22 protein-coding genes are annotated in these 24467 nt (G+C 72.8%); 10 read left to right on the top strand and 12 right to left on the bottom strand.

Annotated features, from left to right (window positions below):
* Positions 1–305: 305 nt before the first annotated feature.
* Positions 306–1406 (bottom strand): citrate synthase 2, encoded by a 1101-nt coding sequence (locus RBJ77_RS28270; protein WP_372347609.1) that lies wholly within the window; start codon positions 1404–1406, stop codon positions 306–308.
* 260 nt (positions 1407–1666) lie between these two features.
* On the opposite strand from RBJ77_RS28270, the gene pdxH reads away from it, so the two are divergent.
* Entirely contained in the window at positions 1667–2305 is a 639-nt protein-coding gene (gene pdxH / locus RBJ77_RS28275) for a pyridoxamine 5'-phosphate oxidase (protein WP_372347644.1), read from the top strand.
* Between the two features lie 298 nt (positions 2306–2603).
* On the opposite strand, the gene RBJ77_RS28280 is transcribed toward pdxH, so the two are convergent.
* Together RBJ77_RS28280 and RBJ77_RS28285 are read right to left on the bottom strand one after the other, a co-directional pair.
* Entirely contained in the window at positions 2604–3467 is an 864-nt protein-coding gene (locus RBJ77_RS28280) for an alpha/beta fold hydrolase (protein ID WP_255968767.1), read from the bottom strand.
* Between the two features lie 529 nt (positions 3468–3996).
* Entirely contained in the window at positions 3997–4689 is a 693-nt protein-coding gene (locus RBJ77_RS28285; protein ID WP_255968769.1) for a metal-dependent transcriptional regulator, read from the bottom strand.
* Positions 4690–4922: 233 nt separating this feature from the next.
* On the opposite strand from RBJ77_RS28285, the gene RBJ77_RS28290 reads away from it, so the two are divergent.
* The gene (locus tag RBJ77_RS28290; protein ID WP_372347610.1) at positions 4923–5687 is read left to right on the top strand and encodes an SIS domain-containing protein; all 765 of its coding nucleotides are present in this window, start codon (positions 4923–4925) and stop codon (positions 5685–5687) included.
* A 20-nt stretch (positions 5688–5707) separates the two neighbouring features.
* On the opposite strand, the gene RBJ77_RS28295 is transcribed toward RBJ77_RS28290, so the two are convergent.
* Together RBJ77_RS28295 and RBJ77_RS28300 are read right to left on the bottom strand one after the other, a co-directional pair.
* The gene (locus RBJ77_RS28295; protein WP_372347611.1) at positions 5708–7105 is read right to left on the bottom strand and encodes a PAS domain-containing protein; all 1398 of its coding nucleotides are present in this window, start codon (positions 7103–7105) and stop codon (positions 5708–5710) included.
* Between the two features lie 449 nt (positions 7106–7554).
* The gene (locus RBJ77_RS28300) at positions 7555–7968 is read right to left on the bottom strand and encodes a hypothetical protein (RefSeq protein ID WP_372347612.1); all 414 of its coding nucleotides are present in this window, start codon (positions 7966–7968) and stop codon (positions 7555–7557) included.
* Between the two features lie 75 nt (positions 7969–8043).
* On the opposite strand from RBJ77_RS28300, the gene RBJ77_RS28305 reads away from it, so the two are divergent.
* Entirely contained in the window at positions 8044–8634 is a 591-nt protein-coding gene (locus RBJ77_RS28305; RefSeq protein ID WP_372347613.1) for a TetR/AcrR family transcriptional regulator, read from the top strand.
* Here the strand turns inward: RBJ77_RS28305 and RBJ77_RS28310 are convergent.
* The 3 genes from RBJ77_RS28310 to RBJ77_RS28320 are packed head-to-tail and all read right to left on the bottom strand — an operon-like array spanning position 8631 to position 11768.
* Positions 8631–10226, bottom strand: coding sequence for a transporter (locus RBJ77_RS28310; RefSeq protein WP_372347614.1), 1596 nt, complete (start codon positions 10224–10226; stop codon positions 8631–8633). The genes RBJ77_RS28305 and RBJ77_RS28310 overlap by 4 nt on opposite strands.
* Positions 10223–11038 carry an ABC transporter ATP-binding protein gene (locus RBJ77_RS28315; protein WP_372347615.1) on the bottom strand — a complete coding sequence of 272 codons (816 nt, stop codon included), beginning with the start codon at positions 11036–11038 and terminating at the stop codon, positions 10223–10225. The genes RBJ77_RS28310 and RBJ77_RS28315 overlap by 4 nt, the downstream gene beginning before the upstream one ends.
* Positions 11039–11084: 46 nt before the next feature.
* The gene (locus tag RBJ77_RS28320) at positions 11085–11768 is read right to left on the bottom strand and encodes a bifunctional DNA primase/polymerase (RefSeq protein WP_372347616.1); all 684 of its coding nucleotides are present in this window, start codon (positions 11766–11768) and stop codon (positions 11085–11087) included.
* 266 nt (positions 11769–12034) lie between these two features.
* Here RBJ77_RS28320 and RBJ77_RS28325 point away from each other — a divergent pair, with 266 nt between their 5' ends.
* Positions 12035–13423 (top strand): transcriptional regulator, encoded by a 1389-nt coding sequence (locus RBJ77_RS28325; RefSeq protein ID WP_372347617.1) that lies wholly within the window; start codon positions 12035–12037, stop codon positions 13421–13423.
* Between the two features lie 175 nt (positions 13424–13598).
* Positions 13599–15068, top strand: coding sequence for a hypothetical protein (locus tag RBJ77_RS28330; RefSeq protein WP_372347618.1), 1470 nt, complete (start codon positions 13599–13601; stop codon positions 15066–15068).
* A gap of 6 nt (positions 15069–15074) precedes the next feature.
* Here RBJ77_RS28330 and RBJ77_RS28335 read toward each other — a convergent pair whose 3' ends face one another.
* Positions 15075–16349, bottom strand: a complete 1275-nt coding sequence (locus RBJ77_RS28335; RefSeq protein ID WP_372347619.1) for an ABC transporter substrate-binding protein — start codon at positions 16347–16349, stop codon at positions 15075–15077.
* A gap of 117 nt (positions 16350–16466) precedes the next feature.
* Between RBJ77_RS28335 and RBJ77_RS28340 the strand changes: the two genes are divergently transcribed.
* Positions 16467–16967 carry a hypothetical protein gene (locus RBJ77_RS28340; protein WP_255968791.1) on the top strand — a complete coding sequence of 167 codons (501 nt, stop codon included), beginning with the start codon at positions 16467–16469 and terminating at the stop codon, positions 16965–16967.
* A gap of 68 nt (positions 16968–17035) precedes the next feature.
* Positions 17036–17914, top strand: a complete 879-nt coding sequence (gene purU, locus RBJ77_RS28345) for a formyltetrahydrofolate deformylase (RefSeq protein WP_255968793.1) — start codon at positions 17036–17038, stop codon at positions 17912–17914.
* 227 nt (positions 17915–18141) lie between these two features.
* Here purU and RBJ77_RS28350 read toward each other — a convergent pair whose 3' ends face one another.
* Together RBJ77_RS28350 and RBJ77_RS28355 are read right to left on the bottom strand one after the other, a co-directional pair.
* A complete protein-coding gene (locus RBJ77_RS28350) occupies positions 18142–19455 on the bottom strand; it encodes a zf-HC2 domain-containing protein (protein WP_372347620.1) in 1314 nt (437 codons plus the stop codon).
* Complete coding sequence (locus tag RBJ77_RS28355) at positions 19452–20024, bottom strand: sigma-70 family RNA polymerase sigma factor (protein WP_255968798.1); 573 nt, start codon at positions 20022–20024, stop codon at positions 19452–19454. Before RBJ77_RS28355 ends, RBJ77_RS28350 begins: the two co-directional genes overlap by 4 nt.
* Positions 20025–20348: 324 nt before the next feature.
* Between RBJ77_RS28355 and RBJ77_RS28360 the strand changes: the two genes are divergently transcribed.
* Together RBJ77_RS28360 and RBJ77_RS28365 are read left to right on the top strand one after the other, a co-directional pair.
* Positions 20349–20723, top strand: a complete 375-nt coding sequence (locus RBJ77_RS28360; RefSeq protein ID WP_372347621.1) for an STAS domain-containing protein — start codon at positions 20349–20351, stop codon at positions 20721–20723.
* A gap of 287 nt (positions 20724–21010) precedes the next feature.
* On the top strand, positions 21011–21508 hold the full coding sequence (locus tag RBJ77_RS28365) for an EF-hand domain-containing protein (protein ID WP_372347645.1): 498 nt from the start codon (positions 21011–21013) through the stop codon (positions 21506–21508).
* A 52-nt stretch (positions 21509–21560) separates the two neighbouring features.
* Here the strand turns inward: RBJ77_RS28365 and RBJ77_RS28370 are convergent, their stop codons facing one another.
* A complete protein-coding gene (locus tag RBJ77_RS28370; RefSeq protein WP_372347622.1) occupies positions 21561–23096 on the bottom strand; it encodes a class I adenylate-forming enzyme family protein in 1536 nt (511 codons plus the stop codon).
* A gap of 165 nt (positions 23097–23261) precedes the next feature.
* Here RBJ77_RS28370 and RBJ77_RS28375 point away from each other — a divergent pair, with 165 nt between their 5' ends.
* Entirely contained in the window at positions 23262–24464 is a 1203-nt protein-coding gene (locus RBJ77_RS28375) for an amidohydrolase family protein (protein WP_372347623.1), read from the top strand.
* Positions 24465–24467 lie beyond the last annotated feature (3 nt).

A 24467-nucleotide genomic window follows, 5' to 3' on the forward strand; every position in this document is an offset into this window, starting at 1 on the left:
CATGCCCCAGGGGCGCGGGGAACTGCGCGAGCAACCACGATGAGAGCCGCGGTCGAAGCACCGGCCGTCACACGGCAGACGCCCGGGGGCGCGGGGAACTGCGCGAGCAACTACGACGAGACCCGCGGTCGTAGAGCCGGCCGTCACACGGCAGACGCCCAGGGGCGCGGGGAACTGCGCGAGCAACTACGACGAGACCCGCGGTCGGAGAACCGGCCGTCACACGGCAGACGCCCAGGGGCGCGGGGAACTGCGCGAGAAGCCCGCACCGGGCCGCACCCCGCGAACCGCCGGATCGGACCGAGCTAGTGGGCGATGTCCGCGTAGCCGTTGATGTCCCGCGGGGGCCGAGTCCCCGGCCCTACGTACCGCGCGGAGGGCCGCACCAACCGCCCCGTCCGCTTCTGCTCAAGAATGTGCGCACTCCAACCAGCGGTCCGCGCACACGTGAACATCGACGTGAACATGTGCGCCGGCACCTCGGCGAAGTCCAGCACGATGGCCGCCCAGAACTCCACGTTCGTGGCGAGCACCCGATCCGGCCGCCGCGCGTGCAACTCCGCGAGCGCGGCCTTCTCCAACGCCTCGGCCACCTCGAACCGCGGAGCCCCCAGCTCCCGCGCGGTACGCCGCAGCACCCGCGCCCGCGGGTCCTCGGCCCGGTACACCCGGTGCCCGAACCCCATCAGCCGCTCGCCCTTGTCGAGCGCCCGCTTCACGAACGCCTCCGCGTCCCCGGTCCGCTCGATCTCCTCGATCATGCCGAGCACCCGCGACGGCGCACCGCCGTGCAGCGGCCCGGACATGGCCCCGACCGCACCGGACAGCGCCGCGGCGACGTCCGCGCCGGTGGAGGCGATGACCCGGGCCGTGAACGTGGAGGCGTTCATGCCGTGCTCGGCGGCGCTCGTCCAGTACGCGTCGACGGCCGCGACGTGCTTCGGGTCCGGCTCGCCGCGCCAGCGGATCATGAACCGCTCGACGATGGACTCGGCCTTGTCGATCTCGCTCTGCGGCACCATCGGACGGCCCTGCCCGCGCGCGGACTGCGCGACGTACGACAGGGCCATGACGGCGGCGCGGGCCAGGTCGTCACGGGCCCGCTTCTCGTCGATGTCGAGCAGCGGTTTGAGGCCCCACACGGGGGCGAGCATGGCGAGCGCGGACTGCACGTCGACCCGGATGTCGCCGGAGTGGACGGGGATCGGGAACGGTTCGGCGGGCGGCAGGCCGGGGTTGAAGGCGCCGTCGACCAGCAGCCCCCACACGTTCCCGAACGACACGTGGCCGACGAGGTCCTCGATGTCGACACCCCGGTAGCGGAGGGCGCCGCCCTCCTTGTCCGGTTCGGCGATCTCCGTCTCGAACGCGACGACTCCTTCGAGACCAGGTACGAAGTCGGACATCAGGCGGCTCCTCTTGATGCGTGGACTGCGGTGGCGGGGCGATCGGATGCGCGGTCACTCACGACTCGCGCTCCGGGTCGGTCACACCCGTGATGCCCCGAACGGGATGTGGCTCAACCGTGCCGGCTCTTGGAAGATAGCCCTCGGTGCCACAGTTGGCGAGACTTCGCGGCACTCAGTGCCATGTTTCACTCCAAGTGCGGCCGTGCCGGGCCGTCCGGCAGGATGACGCCGTGAACGACACACCCGACCCCGCCGCCATGCGGGAGCAGTACCGCACGCACGACGGCGGCCTGCTCGAGTCCGACCTCGCCGCGCACCCCATGGAACAGTTCACGCACTGGTTCAAACAGGCGGCGGCGCCCGGCTCCCCGCTGACCGAGCCGAACGCCATGGTCGTCTCCACCGTCGACGCCGAGGGCCGCCCGAGCTCCCGCACGGTCCTCCTCAAGTCCTACGACGAGGCGGGCTTCGTCTTCTACACCAACTACGGCTCCCGCAAGGCGACCGACCTCGCCGCCAACCCGCACGTGGCACTGCTCTTCCCCTGGCACCCGATGAGCCGTCAGGTGATCGTCTCCGGTACGGCCGTCCGGACGCCGCGGGAGGAGACGGCCGCGTACTTCCGGTCCCGGCCGTACGGGTCCCAGCTCGGGGCGTGGGCCAGCGCGCAGTCGTCCGTGCTCGGTTCGCGGGCCGAACTCGACGTGTCCTACCGGGAGTTGACGCTCCGCTATCCGGCAGGGTCCGAGGTGCCGGTGCCCCCGCACTGGGGTGGATTCCGGGTGGCCCCGCGGACGGTCGAGTTCTGGCAGGGCCGCGAGAACCGCCTCCACGACCGCCTCCGCTATGAGTCGACCGGGTCCGGCGCCTGGCGAGTGGACCGCCTCAGCCCGTAGCGGGCTCCGACTTTCGAAACACCGACTGCGTCTGCCGGGCCGGTCCTTCGTCGCGGGCTGCGGGTTGTGGTGGGTTGCTCGCGCAGTTCCCCGCGCCCCTGAGATGCGCACCTGCGGTGCGGCATCTCCCCACCGGGGGAAGCCTGCGCGAAGCGCATGCCTTCCAGGGGCGCGGGGAACGGCGCGAGAAGCCCCACCGGCCCGCAGCCGAAGTCGGCCCCTCAGGGGCGCGGGGAACTGCGCGACCAGCCACGACGAGACCCGCACCCGCCCACCGAACCGACGGCCAGCGCTACCGCTACAACCCCGCCAACACCCCGTCCAGGAACGGCTCGATCGCCGCGCGCCACGCCTCGGGCTGGTCATAGTGGACGAGATGACCGGCGTCGGCCACCTCCGCGTAAACCCCCCTGGGAAGGACCCGCACCATCTCCTGCGCCTCCGCCCGCCCCAACTCCCCGTCGAGCCCGCGCAGCACCAGCGTGGGGCACTGCACGGCCGCCAGCTCCTCCCAGTGCGCGTCGTACACCCACGTCGACCGCGCCGCGAGCATCTGCCGCCGCGAGAACACCGGACGCCAGCCGTCCGCGGACTCCGTCATCACCTCGGCGTAGAACTCACCGCGCGCCGGATTGGGCCGCTCCACCCAGGGATCGTCCTCGCCGAACCACTTCCGGACGTCCGCGAGCGTCGCGAACGGCAGGGGCCAGGCCTTGAACCAGTCCTCCCACTCCCGCTGGGAGGCCGCGCCGAGCGCCGAGGCCCGCATGTCGCAGATGACCAGGCCCCGGACGAGGTCGGGCCGCCGCGCGGCCAGCTGCCACGCCGTGAGCGCGCCCATCGAGTGCCCGATCAGCACCGCGGGCTCCAGCCCCAGCTGCACAAGGGCCGCCTCCGCGTCGAGGACGTACGCCTCGCGGTCGAAGGGGCCCTCCGGCGGCTTGTCGCTCTGGCCGTGCCCGCGCTGGTCCAGGGCGACCGCCCGGTGCCGCTCGGCGAGCCAGCGCGTGGTGCCGGCCCAATGGGACGCCCGGCCCATCAGGCCGTGCAGTAACAGGACGCCGGGCCCGCTGCCGGCCTCGCCCGTCTTGGGCGGGTCGGCGAACTCCCAGGCGGCCAGGCGGACCCCGCCCGCTCCGGTCACGTCGATGCGCCGCGCCATAGGCTCTGGCACCCCCTTGTGGTCGCGCCTGCAGTCGCGTACCCGCGCACGCTATCGAACCTTTTTTCGAAAGCGCGGTGCTCTCCGGTAACACCCCTCGTTTGAGTGACATCCCTCAAGGAATGACCGGCGCCGCCGAGGGGATCTCTTCAGCGGGGGGCGGACCGCTCGGGGAAAACGGTCCGAAGGGAATGACCCTGGGAGCTCGGGGCTCCGGGTCAGATCAGGGGAGGACAGGCCCCGGCGCCGCAAGGCGCCGGGGCCCTCTGTCTCCCGGTTCCCGCACGTGTCCCGCTCGCCGAACGGCCGGTCCATGCCTGGCCCCTTCCGGTCATATGCCCCTCACGCGACAGCCTGGCACGCGAAGCGTGCGACCGCTGCGATTCCGCACAGTGAATCTTGCTTTCTGCGCGAATGTGCTGCGTGTACGGAAACAAGTCAACTTTCCCGCACGGCACGGCAGTTGACGCACGCCCACGCGGGGGCGTGCGCCGGGGCGCGGTGACTCAGCGGTGACTCGGGGGGTGACTCAGCGCTTGGCCACGAAGACGTGCGAGGCGATGTCCGCCTCCAGCTCCGCCGCCTCACCGCTGCTGCCCACCAGAACGCCGCCGGGCGACTGCGTCACGCTGACCACCGAACCGGGCTGCACGCCCGCCCGGCGCAGCGTGTACATCAGCTGCGCGTCCGTTTGGATCGGCTCGCCGATGCGCCGCACGACGACCGTCTTGCCGTCCCCGCCCGCGTCCAGGTCGGCGAGGGAGACCATGCCCTCGTCCAGGAACGGGTCGGCCCCGTCCTTCTCGCCCAGCTCCTCCAGGCCCGGGATCGGGTTCCCGTACGGCGACTCCGTCGGGTGTCGCAGCAGCTCCAGGACGCGGCGCTCCACGGCCTCGCTCATCACGTGCTCCCAGCGGCAGGCCTCCGCGTGCACCTGCTCCCACTCCAGGCCGATCACGTCGACCAGGAGGCACTCGGCGAGCCGGTGCTTGCGCATCACCCGGGTCGCGAGGCGCCGGCCCTCGTCGGTCAGCTCCAGGTGCCGGTCGGCGGCCACGGCGACCAGGCCGTCCCGCTCCATGCGGGCCACGGTCTGGCTGACCGTCGGGCCGCTCTGGTCGAGCCGCTCGGCGATCCGGGCGCGCATGGGGACCACACCTTCCTCTTCCAGCTCGAGGATGGTGCGGAGGTACATCTCCGTGGTGTCGATCAGTCCGGACATACGTGCCCCTCGTGTAGCTCTCTGGCTCCGCGGCCGCTCCGCTGGCTCGCCGCGACGCTCGTGCGCTGGCCCTGCCCCCAATTCTGACGCATACCGCTGACAACCGTGCAGCGCCAGGGAAACAGCGGCCCTACAGGGCCCGAGACCGTATTGACAGGGCCCTGGTCCAGACCGCACGGTGATCCGCGACACGGAGTGCTACGACGCACGCTATGACGCAAGGGGCTACGCCGATGAGCGAGAGCAAACTGGCCGCGCAGTACCTCGACGCCACGATCGGCCTGCTCCAGCGGGTCCGTGACGAGGAGCTGGCGAACATCACCGCGGCCGGTACCCTCCTCGCCGACACCGTCGTCGCGGGCGGCCGCCTCTTCGCGTTCGGCGCGGGCCACTCCTCGCTCGCCGCCCAGGACGTCGTCTACCGCGCGGGCAGCCTCGCCCTGATGAACCTGCTGGCCGTCCCCGGCGCCGTCGGCGTCGACGTGATGCCCGCGACCCTCGGCTCCGCCCTGGAGCGCGTCGACGGCCTCGCGGCCGCCGTCCTGGACTCCAGCCCCGCCACGGCGGGCGACGCCCTCGTGATCATCTCCCTGTCCGGGCGCAACGCGCTCCCCGTGGAGATGGCCATGAACGCCCGCGCGCTGGGCCTCAAGGTCATCGGCGTGACCTCGCTGTCCTACGCCACAGGACCGGACGCCCCGAAGTCCCGCCACGTCTCCGGCACCTACCTGCGCGACCACTGCGACGTCGTCCTGGACTCGAAGATCGCCGTCGGCGACGCGGAGCTCAGCCACGAGGGCGTCGACGCCCCCTTCGCCTCCGCCTCCACGGTCACCACCAGCGCCCTGATGCAGGCCACCCTGGCCACCTGCGCCACCGTCCTCGCCGACCGCGGCATCCAGCCCCCGCTGCTGCGCTCCGGCAACGTGGACGGCGGCCACGACTGGAACGCCCGCGTCTTCGCCGAGTACCGCGACCGCATCTTCTACCAGCACTGACCCCCGGCGGGCGGGAGCCGCTACGCCTCGCCCGCGGCCACCCGGGCCAGGTCCACCGCGGCGGCTATCCGCACGGCCACGCTCTCCGCGTACATCGCGTCGGCGCGCTCGAACCGGGCCCGGCTGGCGCCCCGCAGGAACGTCACCACCCCGAGCGTCCGCCCCCGGCTGCGCAGCACCGCGCACAGCGCGTACAGCGTCCCCTCGGGCCACTGCCGGGCCGCGGCCCACCCGCCGGCCCCGGCGCCGCCCACCCCGGGGGCCGAGGCCCGCACCGAGCCGGTCCGCTCCGCGCACTGCAGCGCCGGATGCCCCTCCCCGTACCGCACGGGCAGCGCCCCGCGCGTCACGAGCAGGCTCGGCCCCGGTGCCCCCGACGGGGTCGCGGCGGCCCGCACGAGCCGCATCGGCTCCTCGCCCGCCACCAGGTCGATCACCGCGTGGTCGGCGAACCCGGCCAGCGCGAAGTCCAGGTGCACGGTCGCCGCCTCGGCCGGGTCCTCGCACTCGGCGGCGGCCCGCGCCGCCCGGTGCAGCTGGTGCGCGCGGAACCGGAGCCCCGCCGCCTCCTGCTCCGTCTGCTTGGCCTCGGTCACGTCCTGGAACAGCCAGCCGACGCCCAGCGGCACCGGCTCCTCGGCGAGCGGCGACGCGAGCCGCACGAACCCGCTGCGCCAGCACCGCCGCTCCTGCCGCCCGCCCCCGTCGTCGGGCAGCCGCAGCGTCACCCACACCTCCGTCGGCGTCGGCGGCGCCCCTTCCGAGAGCACGTGCGCGAGCGCGCTCTCCAGCTCCTCCACGCCCTGCGAGATCAGTTCGCCCAGCGGCCGCCCGAGCAGCGCCGTGCGCCCCGAGCCGAGGGCCCGCGCGGCGTGCGCGTTCACGACGGCGGGCCGCAGGTCGGCGTCGACCAGGACGACGCCCCACGACGCGTCCTCGAAGAGCGCCTCGCTCAGGGCGATCGACCGCTCCAGGTCGATCTGGGCGTGCACCTCGCTGAACGCGCAGTAGACCCCGGCGGGCTTCCCGTCGGGCCCGGGCACGGCGGCGGACTGGGTCCTCACGAGCACCCGGCCGCCGTCCTTGGTGACGAGCGCGAACTCGTGCACCTGCCGGCCCGCCGCGTGCATCGCCGACAGCAGCCGGCCCTGCACCTCCTCCGCGTCGGCGGACCGCACGGCCCACCCCGCGAACCCCTGCCGTCCCACGGCTTCGGCCGCAGACCAGCCCAGGATCCGCTCGGCCTCCCGGTTCCAATGGGTCACGACGCCGTCGGCGTCGAAGGCGCACAGCGCGGCATCCATGCCGTCCAGCAGCGCGGCCAGCAGATCCGCCCCGTCGGGTCCGTCCCGCTCGGGTTCGTCGGGCCCGTCCGGCCCCAGCTCATCGGTGATCCCACTACGCCGGGAAGCACTCACCTGGCACCCCCTGCAGGCTGTGTCGGCGCGACGACGTCCGTGCGGTCCTCGTCATTCCTCGTACTGCTCAGATCATTCAACTCGAACGTGACGCATCCCACACGGAGTTCGGTCAACTTCGAGGAATCCGGTGGGCGCATCCGTCCAGCATGCCGCCCCCGAGGCAAAGCTCGGGAAAATCGGTTGAAGGGTCTCCGACGGCTTCCTAGGGTGGCACGTACACAAGAAGGGAGGTGGTTCGGCAGATGTATGCATTCCGGACGCGTGAGGTGACTGCGGGCTAGCGGCCCGACGTCGCATCTCGAATTCGGCGCCGGACCAGCACGTGTGTTGTGCGTGCAGCCGGCCCTATTCCCAAGCAGTCACCCGACCCGCGAGCCGCCGGTACGTCCGGCCGGCTTCCGACCGTCTCGTACGGGAGGAACCACGGCTCGCGGGTCGTCTGCGTCTCACGACCCCGCGGCGCGCCCCCTCGCCCACGCGCGGGCGGCCGTCACGTCCTGGCCGGCCGTCGTCGGGCAGCCCCAGAGCTGCTCGCCGCTGTGGATCGCCGCCGCGCGTTCCGCGGTGATGTCCGCCGGCGCCACGAACGCCAGGCCGCGGCAGTACTCCGTGAGGCCGGGGCGGAGCGCCTTCAGGGCGCGGACCCGGTCCGTGGCCGTGCCGGGCGCCGGGGGCGCCGGGCTCTCCGGCGGGGCCGGCATCAGCAGGACCGCGGCGAACGGCTCCGCGCGGTCGGTCAGCGCCCGCAGCTCCCGCAGCACCAGGTCCTGGGCCTGCGCCATCGGCAGCCCGGTCGCGTCTATCTCCCGCATCGCCCGCATCCCCCGCATCTCCCGAACCGCCGTCGTCGCGTCCGTCATGGCGGGAGGCTAGCAGTATTAGTGACCAATGGTCGCTAATTGAGGGCGGCGGCCCCTGCGCCTACGCTGGCCGGGATGAAGAAGACCGGAACCGGGCCGGGCCGGCCCCCGCGGCTGAGCCGTGAGCGGATCGTCGAGGCCGCGCTGCAAGGGGACGTCGACACGCTCACCATGCGGGAGCTGGCGGCCAGGCTCGGCGTCTCGCACTCGTCGCTGTACCGCTGGGTGCCGGACCGCGACGGGGTGCTCGACCTGGTCAGCGAGGTCATGGTCGAGCGGGTGCTGCCGGCCGGGGAGCCGGGCGCCGACGACTGGCGGGAGTGGCTGGCGCGGCTCGCGTGGGCGATGCACGACGCGTTCCTCGCGGTGCCGGGCTACGCGGCCCACGTCGCCCGCCCGCACCGCCACCACCCCGAGTCCTTCGGCCGGCTGCGGGACGCGGTCGTCGCCGCGTTCCGGGCCGCGGGCGCCGACCCGCGGGAGGCCGAGCGGAGCTGGTACGTGTTCGGGTTCGGCGTCGTGCGCTGGCTGGGCGCGGCGGACGGGGACCCGGCGGGGGACGCCGCGGGACCCCGCTTCGACCTCTACCTGGAGACGCTCCTGCGCGGCCTGCCCACGACCCCGGCCCCAGCCACGCCCCCCGCAGCCCGTACGCCGTCGTCCTAGCCCTTGCTCACCGCCGCCAGGATCTCCGGCAGCCGGGCCGCCGTGCGCGGCGCCGCCAGCCGCAGGCCGAGCACCGCCACCGCCGCCCCGTACGCCGTGCCGACCGGCAGGAGCAGCCACGACCAGCTGTCGGCGCCCGTCGCGTGCAGGGTGACGGTGAGCGCCAGGACCGGGGCGCAGAGCAGGGCCGCGGCGACCATCCCGCCGAAGATGGAGATCCAGGCCAGTCCGGCCTGCCCCGGCGCGACGTTCTTGTAGCCCTCCTGCGGGATCGAGTACGGGAAGCGGGCCGAGGTCCACGCGCCGGTGGCGAGCATCGCGCCGAGCAGCGCGAAGGAGAGCCCGAGGACCTCCGGCAGGTCGTGCCACGCGTCGAGCAGCGCCGTCGTGACGACCGTGACGAGGGCCGCGTACGGGAGGGTGATCAGCAGCAGCGCGAGGGCGCGGGCGCGGAGTTCGGCGTAGGCGTCGCGGCGGTCGGCGATCGTCATGGCGACCATCCAGAACGCGGACGTGTCCTGCCCGAACTGGTTGTACATCTGGATGCCGAGCATGCCGGAGGCGAAGCACGCGAAGTAGACGGAGCCGGTGCCCTGGAGGGCGTTGAAGACCGGGACGATCAGGCCGATGGCGAGCGAGGTGACCCAGGCGGCCTTGGTCTTCGGGTCGCGCCAGACGTAGCGGAGGCTGCGTTCCATGACGGTGCCGGTGCGGCCGGACGGCAGCAGGCGGCGGCCGCCGGTGCGGCGGGCGCGGCGGGTGGGCTCGGCCGCCTGGATCGTGGAGCCGTCGGGCGAGGTCATCAGCCGGGTCAGGGCGCGCCGCCAGAGGACCAGCAGGCCCGCGAGCCCGGCGGCGCACAGCGCGAGCCGGGCCGCCGCCGGACCGTACGAGCCGTGGCTCGCCGCGTCGACCGCGCCGATCGCCGACGCGGGCGGCACCCAGAGCAGCACGTCCCGCACGGGGTCGAGCGTCGACAGACCGCCGGACGAACCGAGGCGCTGCACGCCGAAGTTGACGAGCTGGGCGCCGATCGCGATGACGAGTCCGCTGAGGACGGCGAGGTCGCGGCCCTTGCGGCTGGTGAGCAGCCGGATGTTGGCGGCGGCGACGGCCCGGGCGAGGGCGACGCAGGTCAGCAGGGCGAGCGGGACGGCGAGCACGGCGACGGCGGCGGCCGCGGCGCCGTGCGCGACCGCGTACGCGGCGCCGCCCGCCAGGGACAGCGTGAACAGTGGTCCGATCCCGACGAGCGAGGCCACCAGCAGGCCCCTGACCAGCGGGTCGGGTTGCAGGGGCAGCATCGCCAGCCGGGTCGGGTCGAGGGTCTCGTCGCCGCTGGGGAAGAAGAGCGGGAGCACCGCCCAGCCGAGGGCGAGCAGCGCGGTGAGCAGGACGCCGACGGTGGCGGCGTGCTCGTTGCCGTGCAGCAGCACGAGGCCGAGGAGCTGGAGCGCCGCGATCAGCAGGGTGACGACGGCGGAGGCGATGTACGCGGCGCGGCGTCCGGCGGACTGCCGCAGGCCGTTGCGGAGCAGCGCCAGCTTGAGCCGGACGAGGGTGCCGGTGAGGGAGGTGCCGCCGCCCGTCACGCCGACGCCCCCGGGCCCCGCTCGTCGACGGCCGGACCGGCCGGATTGCCCAGCCAGTCCAGCGACCCCCCGGCGTCCCGGCCGCGCGCCCCCACCAGTTCCAGGAACGCCTCCTGCAGCGACGCCGCGTCGCCCCGGACGTCCGCCAGCGGCCCCTGCGCGCGGATCCGGCCCGCCGCCATGACGGCCACCCAGTCGCACAGCGACTCCACCAGTTCCATGACGTGGGAGGAGAAGACGACCGTCGCGCCCGAGCGGGTGTACCGCTCCAGGACGCCGCGGATCGTCTGGGCCGACACCGGGTCGACGCCTTCGAACGGTTCGTCGAGGAAGAGGACTTCGGGGTTGTGGAGGAGGGCCGCGGCGAGGCCGATCTTCTTGCGCATGCCGGTCGAGTAGTCGACGACGAGCTTGTGCTGGGCGGCGGCCAGGTCGAGGACGTCGAGGAGCTGCGCGGCCCGTTTGTCGACCTCCGGTCCGGGCAGGCCGCGCAACCTGCCCGTGTACGTGAGGAGTTCCTGCCCGGAGAGGCGCTCGAAGAGGCGCAGCCCCTCCGGCAGGACGCCGATGCGGGCCTTGACCCCGGCCGGGTCCGACCAGACGTCGCGGCCCGCGACGTGCACCGTGCCGCGGTCGGGGCGGAGCAGCCCGGTGATCATGGAGAGGGTGGTGGTCTTGCCCGCGCCGTTCGGTCCGACGAGGCCGATGAACCGGCCCGCGGGGAGCGCGAGTTCGATCCCTGCGACGGCCGTCTGCCCGCCGAACGACTTCCAGAGGTCGTGCACGCGTACGGCGGTGGTGTCCCCAGTCATCCGGGCACGATACGTCGGCGGGGTGCGAGGCGGGCGGAGACAGGCCCTAGCGGCGTCCTTCCCGGCCACAGGCGTACGCCAGCGGCGAGATCAGTTCCTCGGCGTCGGGCAGCCAGCGGTTCGCGGCGGTGGGGCGGCAGGCCCACTGGACGGCGCCCTGACTGCCGAAGCGGGTCGGCGGCGCGGCGACGTAGCCGCCCTCGCCGAGCGCGACCAGGTCGAGGGAGGCCGGGGGCCAGCCCAACTTCCGTACCAGGTCCGGGACCTTGAGGGTGGCGCCGGGGAGCACGAAGAACTGCATGCGCCGGTCCGGGGTGCAGGTGACCGGGCCGAGGGTGAGCTCCATGCGCTCCATGCGGGCCAGGGCGAGGAACCCGGCGGTCTCCGGCACGTCGATCGCGTCGAAGGTGCGGCCGGTGGGAAGGAGGATCGACGCCTTGGGCTGCTTCGACCACAGCCGGCGGGCCACCGTGGCGCTGCCGGTCGCCTGTGTCGCCCAGTCGGGGCGCGCCGGGTGGGCGCCCGGGGAGGCGCACTGGACGTCGCCGCACGAGCAGCGCTGGACGCCTTCGTCGACATCCAGCCAGGTGCCGGGGAACACGTCCCAGTGCCGCTCTTCCGCGTAGCGCACGGCCGTGTCGAGAAGGGATTCGCCGCGCTGCTGAGGGATCTGCCCGGCAGCGGTGACGGGTGAGGTGACGTCCGGGGTGCCTGCGATGGTCTCTTCCACGGACTTCTCAACTCCCGCCGCCATCTGGGGTTACGGGCGCACGCGCGGGTGGGGCGGGAGCATTCTTCCCGCATGTGGGGCGCATGGGTGCATGGACGGGGGCGCGCACGGGCAGCGGCAGCGGGGCGCGGGTAGCCACCTCTGTGGACGAGGGGGAGGCGCCCGGGCGGGTTATGTATTCCGTACCCGTTTGTGGTGCATCTTCCGTTTGTCCGTAGGGCATTGATCCATCGATCACCGTCGACGGGCACAGCAGGGGGTATGCCATGGCCGCACGGCCTCTCGTCGCGCGACAGCCCAACGAACGGCTGCAGGCGCTCATCCAGGAAGCGGGCTGTTCGAACGCGGGCCTGGCCCGCCGCGTCAACATGTGTGGCGCGGAGCACGGCCTCGACCTGCGCTACGACAAGACGTCGGTCGCCCGCTGGCTGCGCGGGCAGCAGCCGCGCGGCCGGGCGCCCGGCATCATCGCGGAGGCGCTCGGCCGCAAGCTCGGCAGGACCGTGACGATCGACGAGATCGGCATGGCGAACGGGAAGAACCTCGCCTCCGGCGTCGGCCTGCAGTTCTCGCCGACCGTGCTCGGCGCCATCGAGCAGGTCTGTGAGCTGTGGCGCAGCGACGTGGGCCGCCGGGACTTCCTGTCGGGGTCCTCGGTCGCGTCGTCCGCGCTCGTCGAGCCCAGCCGCGACTGGCTGATCTCGGTGCCCGACTCGCAGGTCGCCAGGGCGGCCGGGCCGCGGGTCGGCGCCTCGGACGTGGCGGCGGTGCGGGCGATGACCCAGGCGCTGACCGACCTCGACCACCAGTACGGCAGCGGGCACGTGCGGCCGGTGGTCGTGCACTACCTGAACAGCGTCGTGAGCGGACTGCTCGCGGGCTCCTACCGGGAGGCGGTGGGGCGCGAACTGTTCGCCGCCGTCGCGCGGTTGACGGAGCTCGCCGGGTACATGGCCGTCGACACCGGGCAGCCGGGGCTCGCGCAGCGCTACTACATCCAGGCACTCAGGCTTGCCCAGGCAGCGGGGGACCGCGGTTACGGCGGGTACGTACTGGCCGCGTCCATGAGCCACTTGGCGGCGCAGCTCGGCAACCCGCGCGAGATCGCCCAGCTCGCCCGCGCGGCTCAGGAGGGGGCGCGCGGACGCGTGACACCGCGCGCGGAGGCGATGTTCTACGCCGCCGAAGCGCGCGGCCACGCACTCCTCGGGGACGCGCGGTCCGCACAGGCCGTCGGCAGCAGGGCGGTCGCCGCGATGGAACAGGCCGAGGGGCGCGCCGACTCCGGCGACGACCCGGTCTGGATCGCGCACTTCGACCACGCCTACCTCGCCGACGAACTCGCGCACTGCCACCGGGACTTGGGGCAGTCGAGGGACGCGGCACGGTGCGCGCAGGAGTCGCTCGACGGGCATCCGGAGTCGCGGGCCCGCCGCCGGGCCATCGGTCTCGTCCTGCTGGCGACGGCGCAGGTGCAGCAGCGCGAGGTGGAACAGGGCTGCCACACGGGACTTCGGGCCGTGGAGCTGCTCGGCACGCTGCGCTCCAACCGCGGGGCCGAGTACCTGGAGGACTTCAAGGAGCGACTGGAGCCGTACCGGGAGGAGCCCGTGGTGCGGGAGTTCGGGGCGCGCGTGGACCTGCAGGCCGCCTGAGACCGGGCCGGGTGAGGGTGGTGTCGTAAACAGCGTCATCGGCTTCGGTTTTGTTACTCCCGTCACTGGGGAGGCTCTCCGGATTTGAGGTGCGTAGCAAGGGCGTGCGAGGACCCGGTAGCGTGAGCCGACGATTCCGCAGTTGATATACGGCCCCCCATACGTAGGAGTCCCGGTGACGCAGCAGAGCGGACAGAGCGGGCAGGGCGAAGGCCCGCACCTTCCGCAGGCCCGGCAGGCGCACGAAGGTGTCGTGCTGCCCGCCGACGGCTCGGAACCCTTGTTGCCGGGCACCTTCGGCGACCAGGCGGGACCCACCGGCGCGACGCCGTGGGGCCAGCCGTGGGGGCCCGAGTCCCAGCAGGCGCAGGCTGCCGGGCCGATGCCGACGTACGAGTGGGGCGAGCCCGGCCCGCAGCAGCCGGCCCCGCCGGCCCAGGGCGTGCCCGGCGCGCTGCCGCCGCAGGCCCCGACCCACGCGCTGCCGCAGCAGCACGCGCCCGCGGGACCGCTGCCGCCCGCCGCCCCGGCCGGCTACGACGGCGGGTACGACGCCTCCTACGACGGTGCCGCGGCCGCCACGCAGTACATCCCGCCCGTCACCGACCACGCCCCGCAGCAGGGCGCCGCCCCGCTGCCGCCCGAGGCGCCCGCCGCCGACGCCACCCAGTACCTGGGGCGCGCGGTGCAGCAGCCGATGCCGGGCGCGCTGCCCGACGCGGTGCCCGGTGGCGGCGACAGCGAGGCCACGCAGTACATACCGCCGGTGCCCGCGCAGCCGGGCGCCACCCCCTATGACATCCGTCCCGGTGCGCCGGGCGACCGGCAGCCGCCGGCCGAGTTCGACGCCCTGTTCCGCACGGAGCCGGAGGCGCCGGCCGCGTCGACGCAGCAGATGCCGCGCTTCGACCCGCACGCCCAGCAGGCCGCACCGAACGGCCCGCTGATCCCGCCGGTGCAGCAGCAGGCGTACGAGCCGGAGCCGCCGTCCTCGCGCCGCAAGGGCCGCACCGGCACCGGTTCCCGGGTGCCGCTGATCGCCGCGCTCGGCGTGGGCATCCTCGCCGTGGGCATCGGCGCGGGCGCGCTGCTGAACGCGGGCGGGGACGACGACAAGAAGAGCGACACGACCAAGACGGTCTCGGACGCCTCCTCGGCGTCGCAGAGCCCGTCGCCGTCCGCCGCCGACCCGGTCAGGGCGCAGGCCGTCGCGCTGGACCAGCTGCTCGCCGACTCCAACAACAGCCGCGCCGCCGTGGTGCGGGCCGTCGCGAACATCGGCGGCTGCAAGGAGCTCCCGCAGTCCTCCAAGGCGCTGCGGGACGCGGCGACGCAGCGGACGAACCTGGTGACCCGGCTGAACGGCCTCGCGGTCGACAAGCTGCCCGACAACGCGGCGCTCAAGGACGCGCTCACCCGCGCCTGGCAGGCGTCCGCGTCGGCGGACAGCCACTACGCGGCGTGGGGCGACCAGGTCGCCGGCAAGAAGGGCTGCCAGAAGGGGCACGCGAAGGCGACGCCGCAGCGCAGGGCGGGCGACGCGGCCAGCGGGACGGCCTCCACCCAGAAGGCGAAGGCCTCGTCGCTGTGGAACCGGATCGCCACCACGTACGGCCTGACCCAGCGGTCGGCCGTCCAGCTGTAGCGGGACTCAGGGCGCCTTCGCCAGGGTCGCCGTGACGTCCACCAGTGACCGGCGGGTCGCCACCAGGCGGCCCCCTTCCACCTTCTGGAAGGCGACCCGCGCGTTCACCAGGCGGGGGAAGTCGCCGGCCGACGACATGTGGTCGTAGCCCCAGTGCAGCGCCGGCGTGAGCCCGCCCGTCGTCACCTTGAGGCCCCCGTCGAGGGCCTTGCGCACGGTGCGGGACGTCACCTCGCCGTCCCCGAGCGACTCGACGACCTGCTTCAGGACGCTGTACGCGATCCAGGTCGTCTGCACGCCCGCGTCGGCCGGGTCGATCCGGTTGTCGTCGAAGGCCTGCTCGTTGATCGCCTTGCGCATCGGGTTCCACCGGGCGTCGTCCGCCGCCGGGTACCAGCCGGTGACGTACGCGCCCTCGTACGGGCTCTTCGCGCCGCCGCTGCGGTCGATGACGGACTGGTCGACGCTGCCGAGGACGGTCGCGGTCCGCACCGACGGATAGGCGTCGCGCAGCCGCCGGAACGAGTCGAAGAAGGTGTCCGTGCGGTCCCCGAGCACGGCGGCGACACAGCCGTCGCCGAGCGGGTCGGAACTGGCCGTACTCAGGGCCTGGCGGGCCTGGCCGCCGTAGTCGGTGGCGTCCTCCGCGGCGCGCAGGTCGGTGGCCGCGCGGCGGTCGCGCAGCGCCAGACCGGTGTCGAGGAGCGGGCCGAGCTCGTCGCCCGCGATGGTGTCGGGCCGGACCAGGACGGTGCGGTCGCAGTGCTCGGCGAGCTGCTGGCCGTTTCCGGCGAGGAGCGCCGCCTGCCCGCCGTTGACCGGGTACGACAGCGGGCTGGTGAACTCGGCGTCGGTCGCCCCGTAGCCGCCTATGTAGGGGATGCCGGCGGATTCGAGGGGCGAGAGGAACGCGCGGCCGTGCTGGCTGTAGGAGCCGACGACGGCGACGACGTCCTGCTCGACGGCGGAGCGGGCGCACTTCGCGGCGTCCACGCTGTCGTTGTGGTCGTTGCAGGTGAGGACTTCCAGCTTGCGGCCGCCGATGCCGCCGTGGGCGTTGACCCAGCGCGCGTACGCCTTGGCCATCGCCGGCATGCCCGGCATGTTCGTCGCCCCGGTCTTCTCGGGGGCCCAGGTCATCACTTTCACCGGCTGGTCCCCGGAGCCCCCCGTGGCTCCAGGGACCAGCCCGCATCCGGTGACCAGGGCGGCGCCCGTGACGACGGCCGCGTAGCGGAAGGAGTGCTTGATGGTGCGCTTGGTGTGGCGCCAGCCGGTCATGGACCTGCACGATTCCGCCGCATCCCGAACCGGGGAGTGACCGGCGGTCAACGCCTGGTGACGCGGAGGTGAATTACGGGGGTCGGTCGGGGCGCCGGGGGAAGGGACGTACGATCGATGACCGTGCAAAGCTCGGAGAAGTCTTCCCGCCGCGGCCGTCGCTCCACGAACATGGACGGCATGCCACTCAACGACATGCCGTGGTGGCGCTGGCGCACCAATGTGCGCTCCGCGCTGCACATGCTCTCGGACCCCGCGTTCCAACGGAACGTGTGGCTCGCGGGCGTGGACGGGTACGGGGACGTGACCGACGCGGTGTACCGCCTCGTCGAGGACACCTGGCTCGACAACTGGTCCGCCGAGAAGTACGTCGGGACGATATTCCGGGACTCGCAGGAGGCGGCGCTCGTCGACTCCGCCGTGCTGCGGGTCCTGCGGATCATGCACCAGGTGGGTCCTGACGCCCCCGTCTCCGCCTATCTGGACCACGAGGGATGGCCGGAGGCGGTGCGGGCCGCGCGCGACGCGCACGTGCGGCTCGCCACGAGCGACGGTGAGGATCCCGACGCGGCGCCGCGCACCCTCGAAGTGCTGCGGATCATGACCAGGGCCGCCTAGCTCCCGGCCGCGGTCCGCACCCCGGAACGCCGCTCCGCCGGATCCACGGGTGTGCGAACCTTGCCCTTATGAACGCGCAGTCCGCACCCGTCACCGGTCCCGAGCAGTACGTCCTGACCCTCTCCTGCCCCGACAAGCAGGGCATCGTGCACGCCGTGTCGAGCTATCTCTTCATGACCGGCTGCAACATCGAGGACAGCCAGCAGTTCGGCGACCACGACACCGGTCTGTTCTTCATGCGCGTCCACTTCAGCGCGGACGCCCCGGTCACCGTGGAGAAGCTGCGGGCCAGCTTCGCCGCGATCGGGGACTCGTTCCGGATGGACTGGCAGATCCACCGGGCGTCGGACCGGATGAAGGTCGTGCTGATGGTCAGCAAGTTCGGCCACTGCCTGAACGACCTGCTCTTCCGCGCGCGGATCGGCGCGCTGCCCGTCGACATCGCCGCGGTCGTCTCCAACCACACGGACTTCGCCGAACTGGTGTCGTCGTACGACATCCCGTTCCACCACATCCCCGTGACCAAGGACACCAAGGCCGCGGCCGAGCAGCAGGTGCTCGACCTGGTGCGGGCGGAGGGCGTCGAGCTCGTCGTGCTCGCCCGCTACATGCAGGTGCTCTCGGACGACCTGTGCAAGCAGCTGAGCGGGCGGATCATCAACATCCACCACTCGTTCCTGCCGAGCTTCAAGGGCGCGAAGCCGTATCACCAGGCGCATGCGCGGGGTGTGAAGCTGATCGGTGCGACCGCGCACTACGTGACCGCCGATCTCGACGAGGGGCCGATCATCGAGCAGGAGGTCGAGCGGGTCGGGCACGACGTCACGCCCGATCAGCTCGTGGCGATCGGCCGGGACGTGGAGTGCCAGGCGCTGGCGCGGGCCGTCAAGTGGCATGCGGAGCGCCGAATCCTCCTGAACGGCCGCCGCACGGTCGTCTTCGCGTAGCCGGAGGCGGCCACCGGGCTGCCGGGTTTCTGCTGCGTCGCCGGGTGCGGCTGAGTGGGGGCTGGTCGCGCAGTTCCCCGCGCCCCTGAGAGGCACACTCCGTGCGCCTCCAGGGGCGCCCTATGAGATGGCGCACGAAGTGCGCCTCTCGGGGGCGCGGGGAACTGCGCGAGAAGCCCCACCGGGCCGCAGACCGCGACGAACACGGGCCCGGCAGACGGGGGCGGTTACATCCGGCTCAGTGCGGCGGTTGCGGTCAATACGTCGCGGATCGCCTCACGGTCACCGACCTGCCCGGCGGCAGCCTCGTCAGGCGAGACGTGCCCCGCGGCGAGGCGGCAGAACTCCACGCCGTCCAGAGCGACGTGCGCCACCTCCCGCTCGGCGGAACCCACCGCCCCGGGCGAGTCGAGGGAGATCAGCCACTCGCCGCCCCCCGCCCCTTCGACCTCGAGCCGCAGACTGCGGCCGGCGGCACCGGCCGCGACCAGCTCCCGGGCCGGGGCGGCCAGCCCCTGGCGGCGGCGCAGCGCGAGGGAACCGGGCAGCATCCGGGCGGCCAGGTCGATCATCCGGTTCAGATGGCGCGGGGCCGGGGCCTCGTACGGATAGTCCACCGCGTCCGCGATGTCACCGGCGTGCACCCAGCACTCGAAGGCCCTGTCGGTCATGGCGTCCCGCAGCGACAGCTCGAAGTCCCCGTACGAGATGGGGAGTTGACCGGAGCCACCGGTACCGGTCGCGTCCGCGCCGGCGAACGACACCGTGCGGATCAGCGCGTGCGACTGGTCGCGCCAGGGGACGCGGACGGCGCGGGTCGGCGGGAAGTACGACGCCTTCCAGTACGCCTCCGTGCGCGCGGCCGGGCCGAGCCCTTCGCGGGCCGGTGAGCCGAGCGGGTCGTCGAGGCCGATGGCGCGGGCGACCAGGCCGTCGACGCTGGTGAGGTGGGCGATCACACCGGCGACGGTGGTCTTGCGGCTGACCTGGTCGCCGCCCTCGTACCAGCGGAGCCTGACCGGCGCGTGCCACTCGCCGTCGCCGATGTCCTTGAGCAGCGCGTCGAGCCGCGCGGTCTCCGCGTCGTACGGGGAGGCCCAGACGGGGACCGGGACGCGGGCGGGGCGGCGGGTGAGGCAGCCCTCCAGGACGCGGGAGCGCAGCAGCGGGTCGAGGTCGAGGGACTCCTCGGCGTGCAGCAGGCCGACGGCGTCGCGCAGCCGCAGCGCCTCCTCGGCGCAGGAGCCGCAGTCGCCCAGGTGGTCCTCGACGGCGACGGTCTCCTCGGGTGAGCAGGCCGCGAGGGCCCAGGCGCCGAGGAGCGACTTGAGGACGCGGTGCTCGAGGACGAGCGGGGCGGGGGCCGCGAGGTCGGGCAGCGGGCGGCCGGTGTCCTCTATGGAGGCGCGCGGTGGCGGTATGCGCGGTGCGTCCGTGGTGCCGCCGGGGTCCTGCGGCTGCCCGTGCTCCTCCCCGTACGGGTCGTGCGGGTCGTGGGGATCGTGCGGATCGAACCGGTCCGGCCCGTTGGCCCCGCTCACGCCGGCCTCCCGTATCCACCAGGAGGTGTGCCGCTGTCGTGGGCCGTGGACAGGAGTTGCAGGCCGAGGCGGAGGCGGCGGCGCGCCTCGTCCTCGGTGACGCCGAGGTCGGCAGCGGTCTGGCGGTAGTCACGGCGCTGGAAGTAGGCGAGCTCCAGGGCGGCGCGCAGTGGGGCGGGCATGGACGTCACGATGTAGTCGGCGCGGGCCGCGGCGGAGGCGCGGCGCACCTTGCGCTCCAGGTCCTCGGTGGTGCCGAGGCCGGTGCGCACGAGGGCGGCGGACTCGGTCTGGCGCAGCCGGTGGACGGCCTGGCGGTGGGCGAGCGTGGCGATGAACGACCGCAGAGGGCCCTGCTTGGCGTCGTACGCCTCCGGGTTCTCCCAGATCTGCGTGAAGACCTCGCGGGTGATCTGGTCGGCGGCGTCCTCGTCGTCCAGGACGCGGTGGGCGAGTCCGTGCACCAGGGACGCGAAGCGGTCGTACAGCTCGCCGAGCGCCGCGGCCTCGCCGTGCGCGAGCCGCTGCTGCATCCTCCGGTCCCAGCGAGACGGAGTGTCCTTGGGCATGAGGCCCCCTCACCGACTGCCCGTACTCATGAACTGCTTGCCTCTTACCCGAATGTAGTCCGAGGTGCCGACAACGCACGCACCTTTGCCGCATTGAGCGCTCCGCGGCGGTAGCGGGTGGTAAAGAACCGGTGGCCCGTGCAGCTGGTGTATGACCGGTTGGGTCCGTAACCGACCACCTGGGACCGTCTGGGTCTTAAGCAGGCCATATGTGATAGGTCTGCGGTGGTGTTTCATCGCAACGCGTCCGGGCAGCCGCGCTGTGGAAGCGAAACGTAGGCACAGGTTCCGGATCGAAGTGACGGCGAGCGAGAGGCGTGGCGCGTGGCGCTCAAGGTGACCGAGTCAGGGCGGGGCGACTGGGCCGTCGTGCGCGCGTCGGGCGAGATGGACCTCGTGACGTCGCCCGCGCTGCGCCAGCAGGTGCACGAAGCGGTCGCCGACGGCCGGCGCAGCGTCGTCCTCGACCTCTCCGACGTGCTGTTCTGCGACTCCAGCGGCGTCGGCGTCCTCATCGCGTCCCGCCGCCTGATGCGCTCCTGCCAGGGCCGCCTCCGCCTGATCCTCCCCGCCCAGGGAGCGGTCGACGGCTCCCACGTGAACCGCGTCCTCGGCGCCCTGGGCGTCCGCCGCCTCTTCGACGTGTACCCGGACGTGGCGGCTGCCGTGGACGACGACGCGGCACCGATGTCGGCGTAGCGCGCCGCGCGTCGAGGAGTGCACGGATGACATCGGCGCCGGACGGCTTCCCGGTCGACGGCGCTCTGTCGAGCCTGCTCGACCCGAGTGCGCTCGCCGGGCCCTGAACGGGATCGGCCGGATCGCGGGAAGTGCGGGCCGGGGCAGGACCCGTCACAGAGCCGCACAGTTGTCCCAGAATTCCACCGGTCTTGATACAACGGCCGAACTCACGGCCTTGCGCGCCCCCGTTCGACGTACGCTCCGAACGCGGCACACCCCCACTACCCGAGAGGCGGCCCATGACCATGGACGAGCGGAGGATCGCGGCCCGGTTCGCCGGATTCGACCAGGACGGGAACGGTTACATCGACCGCGAGGACTTCTACGTCGCGGCCAAGGCCCTGCTCGCCGAGTTCGGCACCACGGCCCGCTGCGACCGGGGGCAGGCGCTGTACGCGGGGGCCGAGGCGTTCTGGCAGGGGATGGCCGGGATCGCGGACGTGGACGGGGACCAGCGGGTGACCCGGGGGGAGTTCGTGACCGGGGCCGTGAAGCGGCTGCGGGACAGCCCCGACCGGTTCGCGGAGATCGCCCGGCCGTTCCTGCGCGGCGCGATCGCCGTCGCCGACCCGGAGGGCGCGGGACTCAGCACGGCCGCGGCGGAGCGGATCATGCGCGTCGTGGGGGTCGAGCCCGAGGTCGCCGCGACGGCCGCCGCCGCGCTGGACGCGGACGGCGACGGGCGGATCTCGGAGGACGAGGTCGTCCGGGCGTTCGCGCTGTACTTCACCGTGCCGGAGTGAGTGGGGCGGAGTGAGTGGGGCGGAGTGAGCGGGGCGCGTCCGAGCCCGCGGGTCATTCCGAGAAGCGGTCCCGCAGCTTGTACTTGAGTACCTTGCGCAGCGTCTCGTTGCGGGGGAGCGCGTCGAGGATCTCCAGCTGTTCCGGCAGTTTGAAGGTCGACAGGCCCTCGGCGCGCAGATAGGACGTGAGGTCGGGGAGCGTCAACCCGGATGCCCCCGACCGGAGTTCGAGGACCGCGCAGACCCGCTCGCCGCGCTCCGCGTCCGGCAGTCCGACGACCGCCGCCTCCTGGACGCAGGGGTGGGCGTGCAGCAGGTCCTCGATCTCCTTCGCTGAGATGTTCTCGCCCTTGCGGATGATGATGTCCTTCGCGCGGCCGGTGAGGACCAGATGGCCGCTGGGCAGGACGTGGCCGAGGTCGCCGGTGATCAGGAAGCCGTCCTCGTCGAAGGCCTCCGCCGACTGCCGCGGGTCCAGATAGCCCTGGCAGACCGCCTCCCCGCGCAGCCGCACCTCGCCGTCGACCCCGGCCGGGACCTGCTTGCCGTCCCCGTCGACGATCCTGATCTCCATGCCCTCGGGCGGCCGCCCCTCCGTCGTCGCGAGCATCTCCGCCGTGTCGTCCGGCGCCCCCATGGTGATCATCGGGACCTCCGACATGCCGTAGCCGTGGGTGAGCTGGACGCCCATCTCGCGGACCACGGAGTGGTAGACCTCCGGCGGCTTCGGCGCGCCGCCGCCCGCGAGGAGGCGCAGCGTGGGGATCAGCTTCTGTGCCGGGTCCTTGCGCTGTTCCTTGAGGAACATCGAGTAGAAGGCCGTCGAGCCGCCGGCCACCGTCACGCCGTGGCGCCGGTACTCGTCCAGCGAGTCGGGCAGCGCGAAGTGCTCCAGCAGCACGGCCGGGAACCCGTACAGGAGCAGCATCACGGTGTAGTCGGGTCCTGCGATGTGCGCGTACGGGAAGGCCATCGAGCCGACGTCGGAGGAGGACAGGTGCAGGGCGTGGGCCAGGCACGAGCCGCCCGCGATGAGGGAGCGGTCGGTGTGCAGGACGCCCTTGGGGTCGGAGGTCGTGCCGGACGTCCAGTAGATCCAGCGGACCGACGTGCCGTCGGAGGGCGGGGGCGGCAGGACGGCCGGATCGCCCTCCGGCAGGTCCTCGTACGCCTCGAAGACGCCGCGCGCGCCGAGCCGCCGCGCCATGTCGCCGTGGTCGAAGCCGCGCCACACGCCGGGCGTCGCGAAGAACTCGGCCTTGGACTCCCGGAGCGCGAAGCCGACCTCGCGGTCCCGGTAGAACGGGATGACCGGCGTCTGGACGGCGCCGATGCGGGCGAGCGCGAAGGTGAGCAGGGCCGTCTCGATCCGGGTGGGCAGCTGCCAGGCGACGACCGTGCCGGGGCGCACCCCGCGTTCGTGCAGGCCGGCCGCGACCCGTTCGGCGCGGTCGCGCAACTCGCCGAAGGTCAGGGACCGTTCGCCCTGCAGCAGGACGGGCTGTCCGGGGGTGAGCGCGGCCCGGCGCTCGACCAGTTCCCAGAGCGTGCGGGACGCGCCCAGGGCGTGTGCGGTGCTCTGCGTCATTGCCGTGACCCCCAAGAGTTCCGTCCGCGCGTCCGCCGTACCTGACGGATCGTCAGAATCAGATGAGAGCGTAAGTCCGTGCTTCTTGTCGGTCCAGGGGTGCGGGGCTAGCCTGCATCTGACGGGTCATCAGATACTCGCAGTACGGCGGAGGGGCTCAGCATCATGACGGAACTGCCGCGCATCGTCAGCGTCGACGACCATGTGATCGAACCGGCCCATCTCTTCGAGACCTGGCTGCCGGCGAAGTACCGGGACAAGGGGCCCAAGCCGCTCACCGCCGGGATCGGCGAACTCGCCTACGTCGCCGGGAAGTACCAGATCACCATGGACCCGGACGGGCCGCCCACGGACTGGTGGATCTACGAGGACCTGAAGTTCCCGTACAAGCGCAACATCGCCGCCGTCGGCTTCGACCGCGACGACATGACCCTGGAGGGCATCACCAGGGAGGAGATGCGGCGCGGCTGCTGGGACCCCAAGGCCCGGCTCGCGGACATGGACCTCAACCACGTCGAGGCGTCGCTCTGCTTCCCGACCTTCCCGCGCTTCTGCGGCCAGACGTTCGCCGAGGCCCACGACAAGGAGGTCGCGCTCGCCTGCGTGCGCGCCTACAACGACTGGATGGTCGACGAGTGGTGCGGCGACAGCGGCGGCCGGCTCATCCCGCTGTGCATCATCCCGCTGTGGGACGTCGAACTGGCCGTCGCCGAGATCCGGCGGAACGCGGCGCGGGGCGTGCGCGCCGTCACCTTCTCCGAGATCCCGACCTACCTCGGGCTCCCGTCCATCCACTCCGGCTACTGGGACCCGTTCTTCGCGGTGTGCCAGGAGACCGGCACGGTGGTCAACATGCACATCGGGTCGTCCTCGCAGATGCCCGCCGCGTCCCCCGACGCGCCGCCCGCCGTGCAGGCCTCGCTCAGCTTCAACAACGCGATGGCCTCGATGATGGACTTCCTCTTCAGCGGCGTCCTGGTGAAGTTCCCGACGCTCAAACTCGCGTACAGCGAGGGCCAGATGGGCTGGATCCCGTACGCCCTGGAGCGCGCCGACGACGTCTGGGAGGAGCACCGCGCGTGGGGCGGGGTGCGGGACCTGATCCCCGAGCCGCCGTCCACGTACTACTACCGGCAGATGTTCTGCTGCTTCTTCCGCGACAAGCACGGCGTCGCCTCGCTCGACGTCGTCGGACGCGACAACGCGACCTTCGAGACCGACTACCCGCACGTCGACTCGACCTTCCCGAACACCAAGGAGGTCGCCCTCGACCACGTCAAGGGCCTCGACGACGAGACGGTCTACAAGCTGATGCGCGGCAACGCGATCCGCATGCTCGGCCTGGACCTCGACCGGCACGGCAGGTAGGCG

This window comes from Streptomyces sp. KL116D, from assembly GCF_030766975.1.
In the GTDB taxonomy this organism is placed as follows: Bacteria; Actinomycetota; Actinomycetes; order Streptomycetales; family Streptomycetaceae; genus Streptomyces; species Streptomyces longispororuber_A.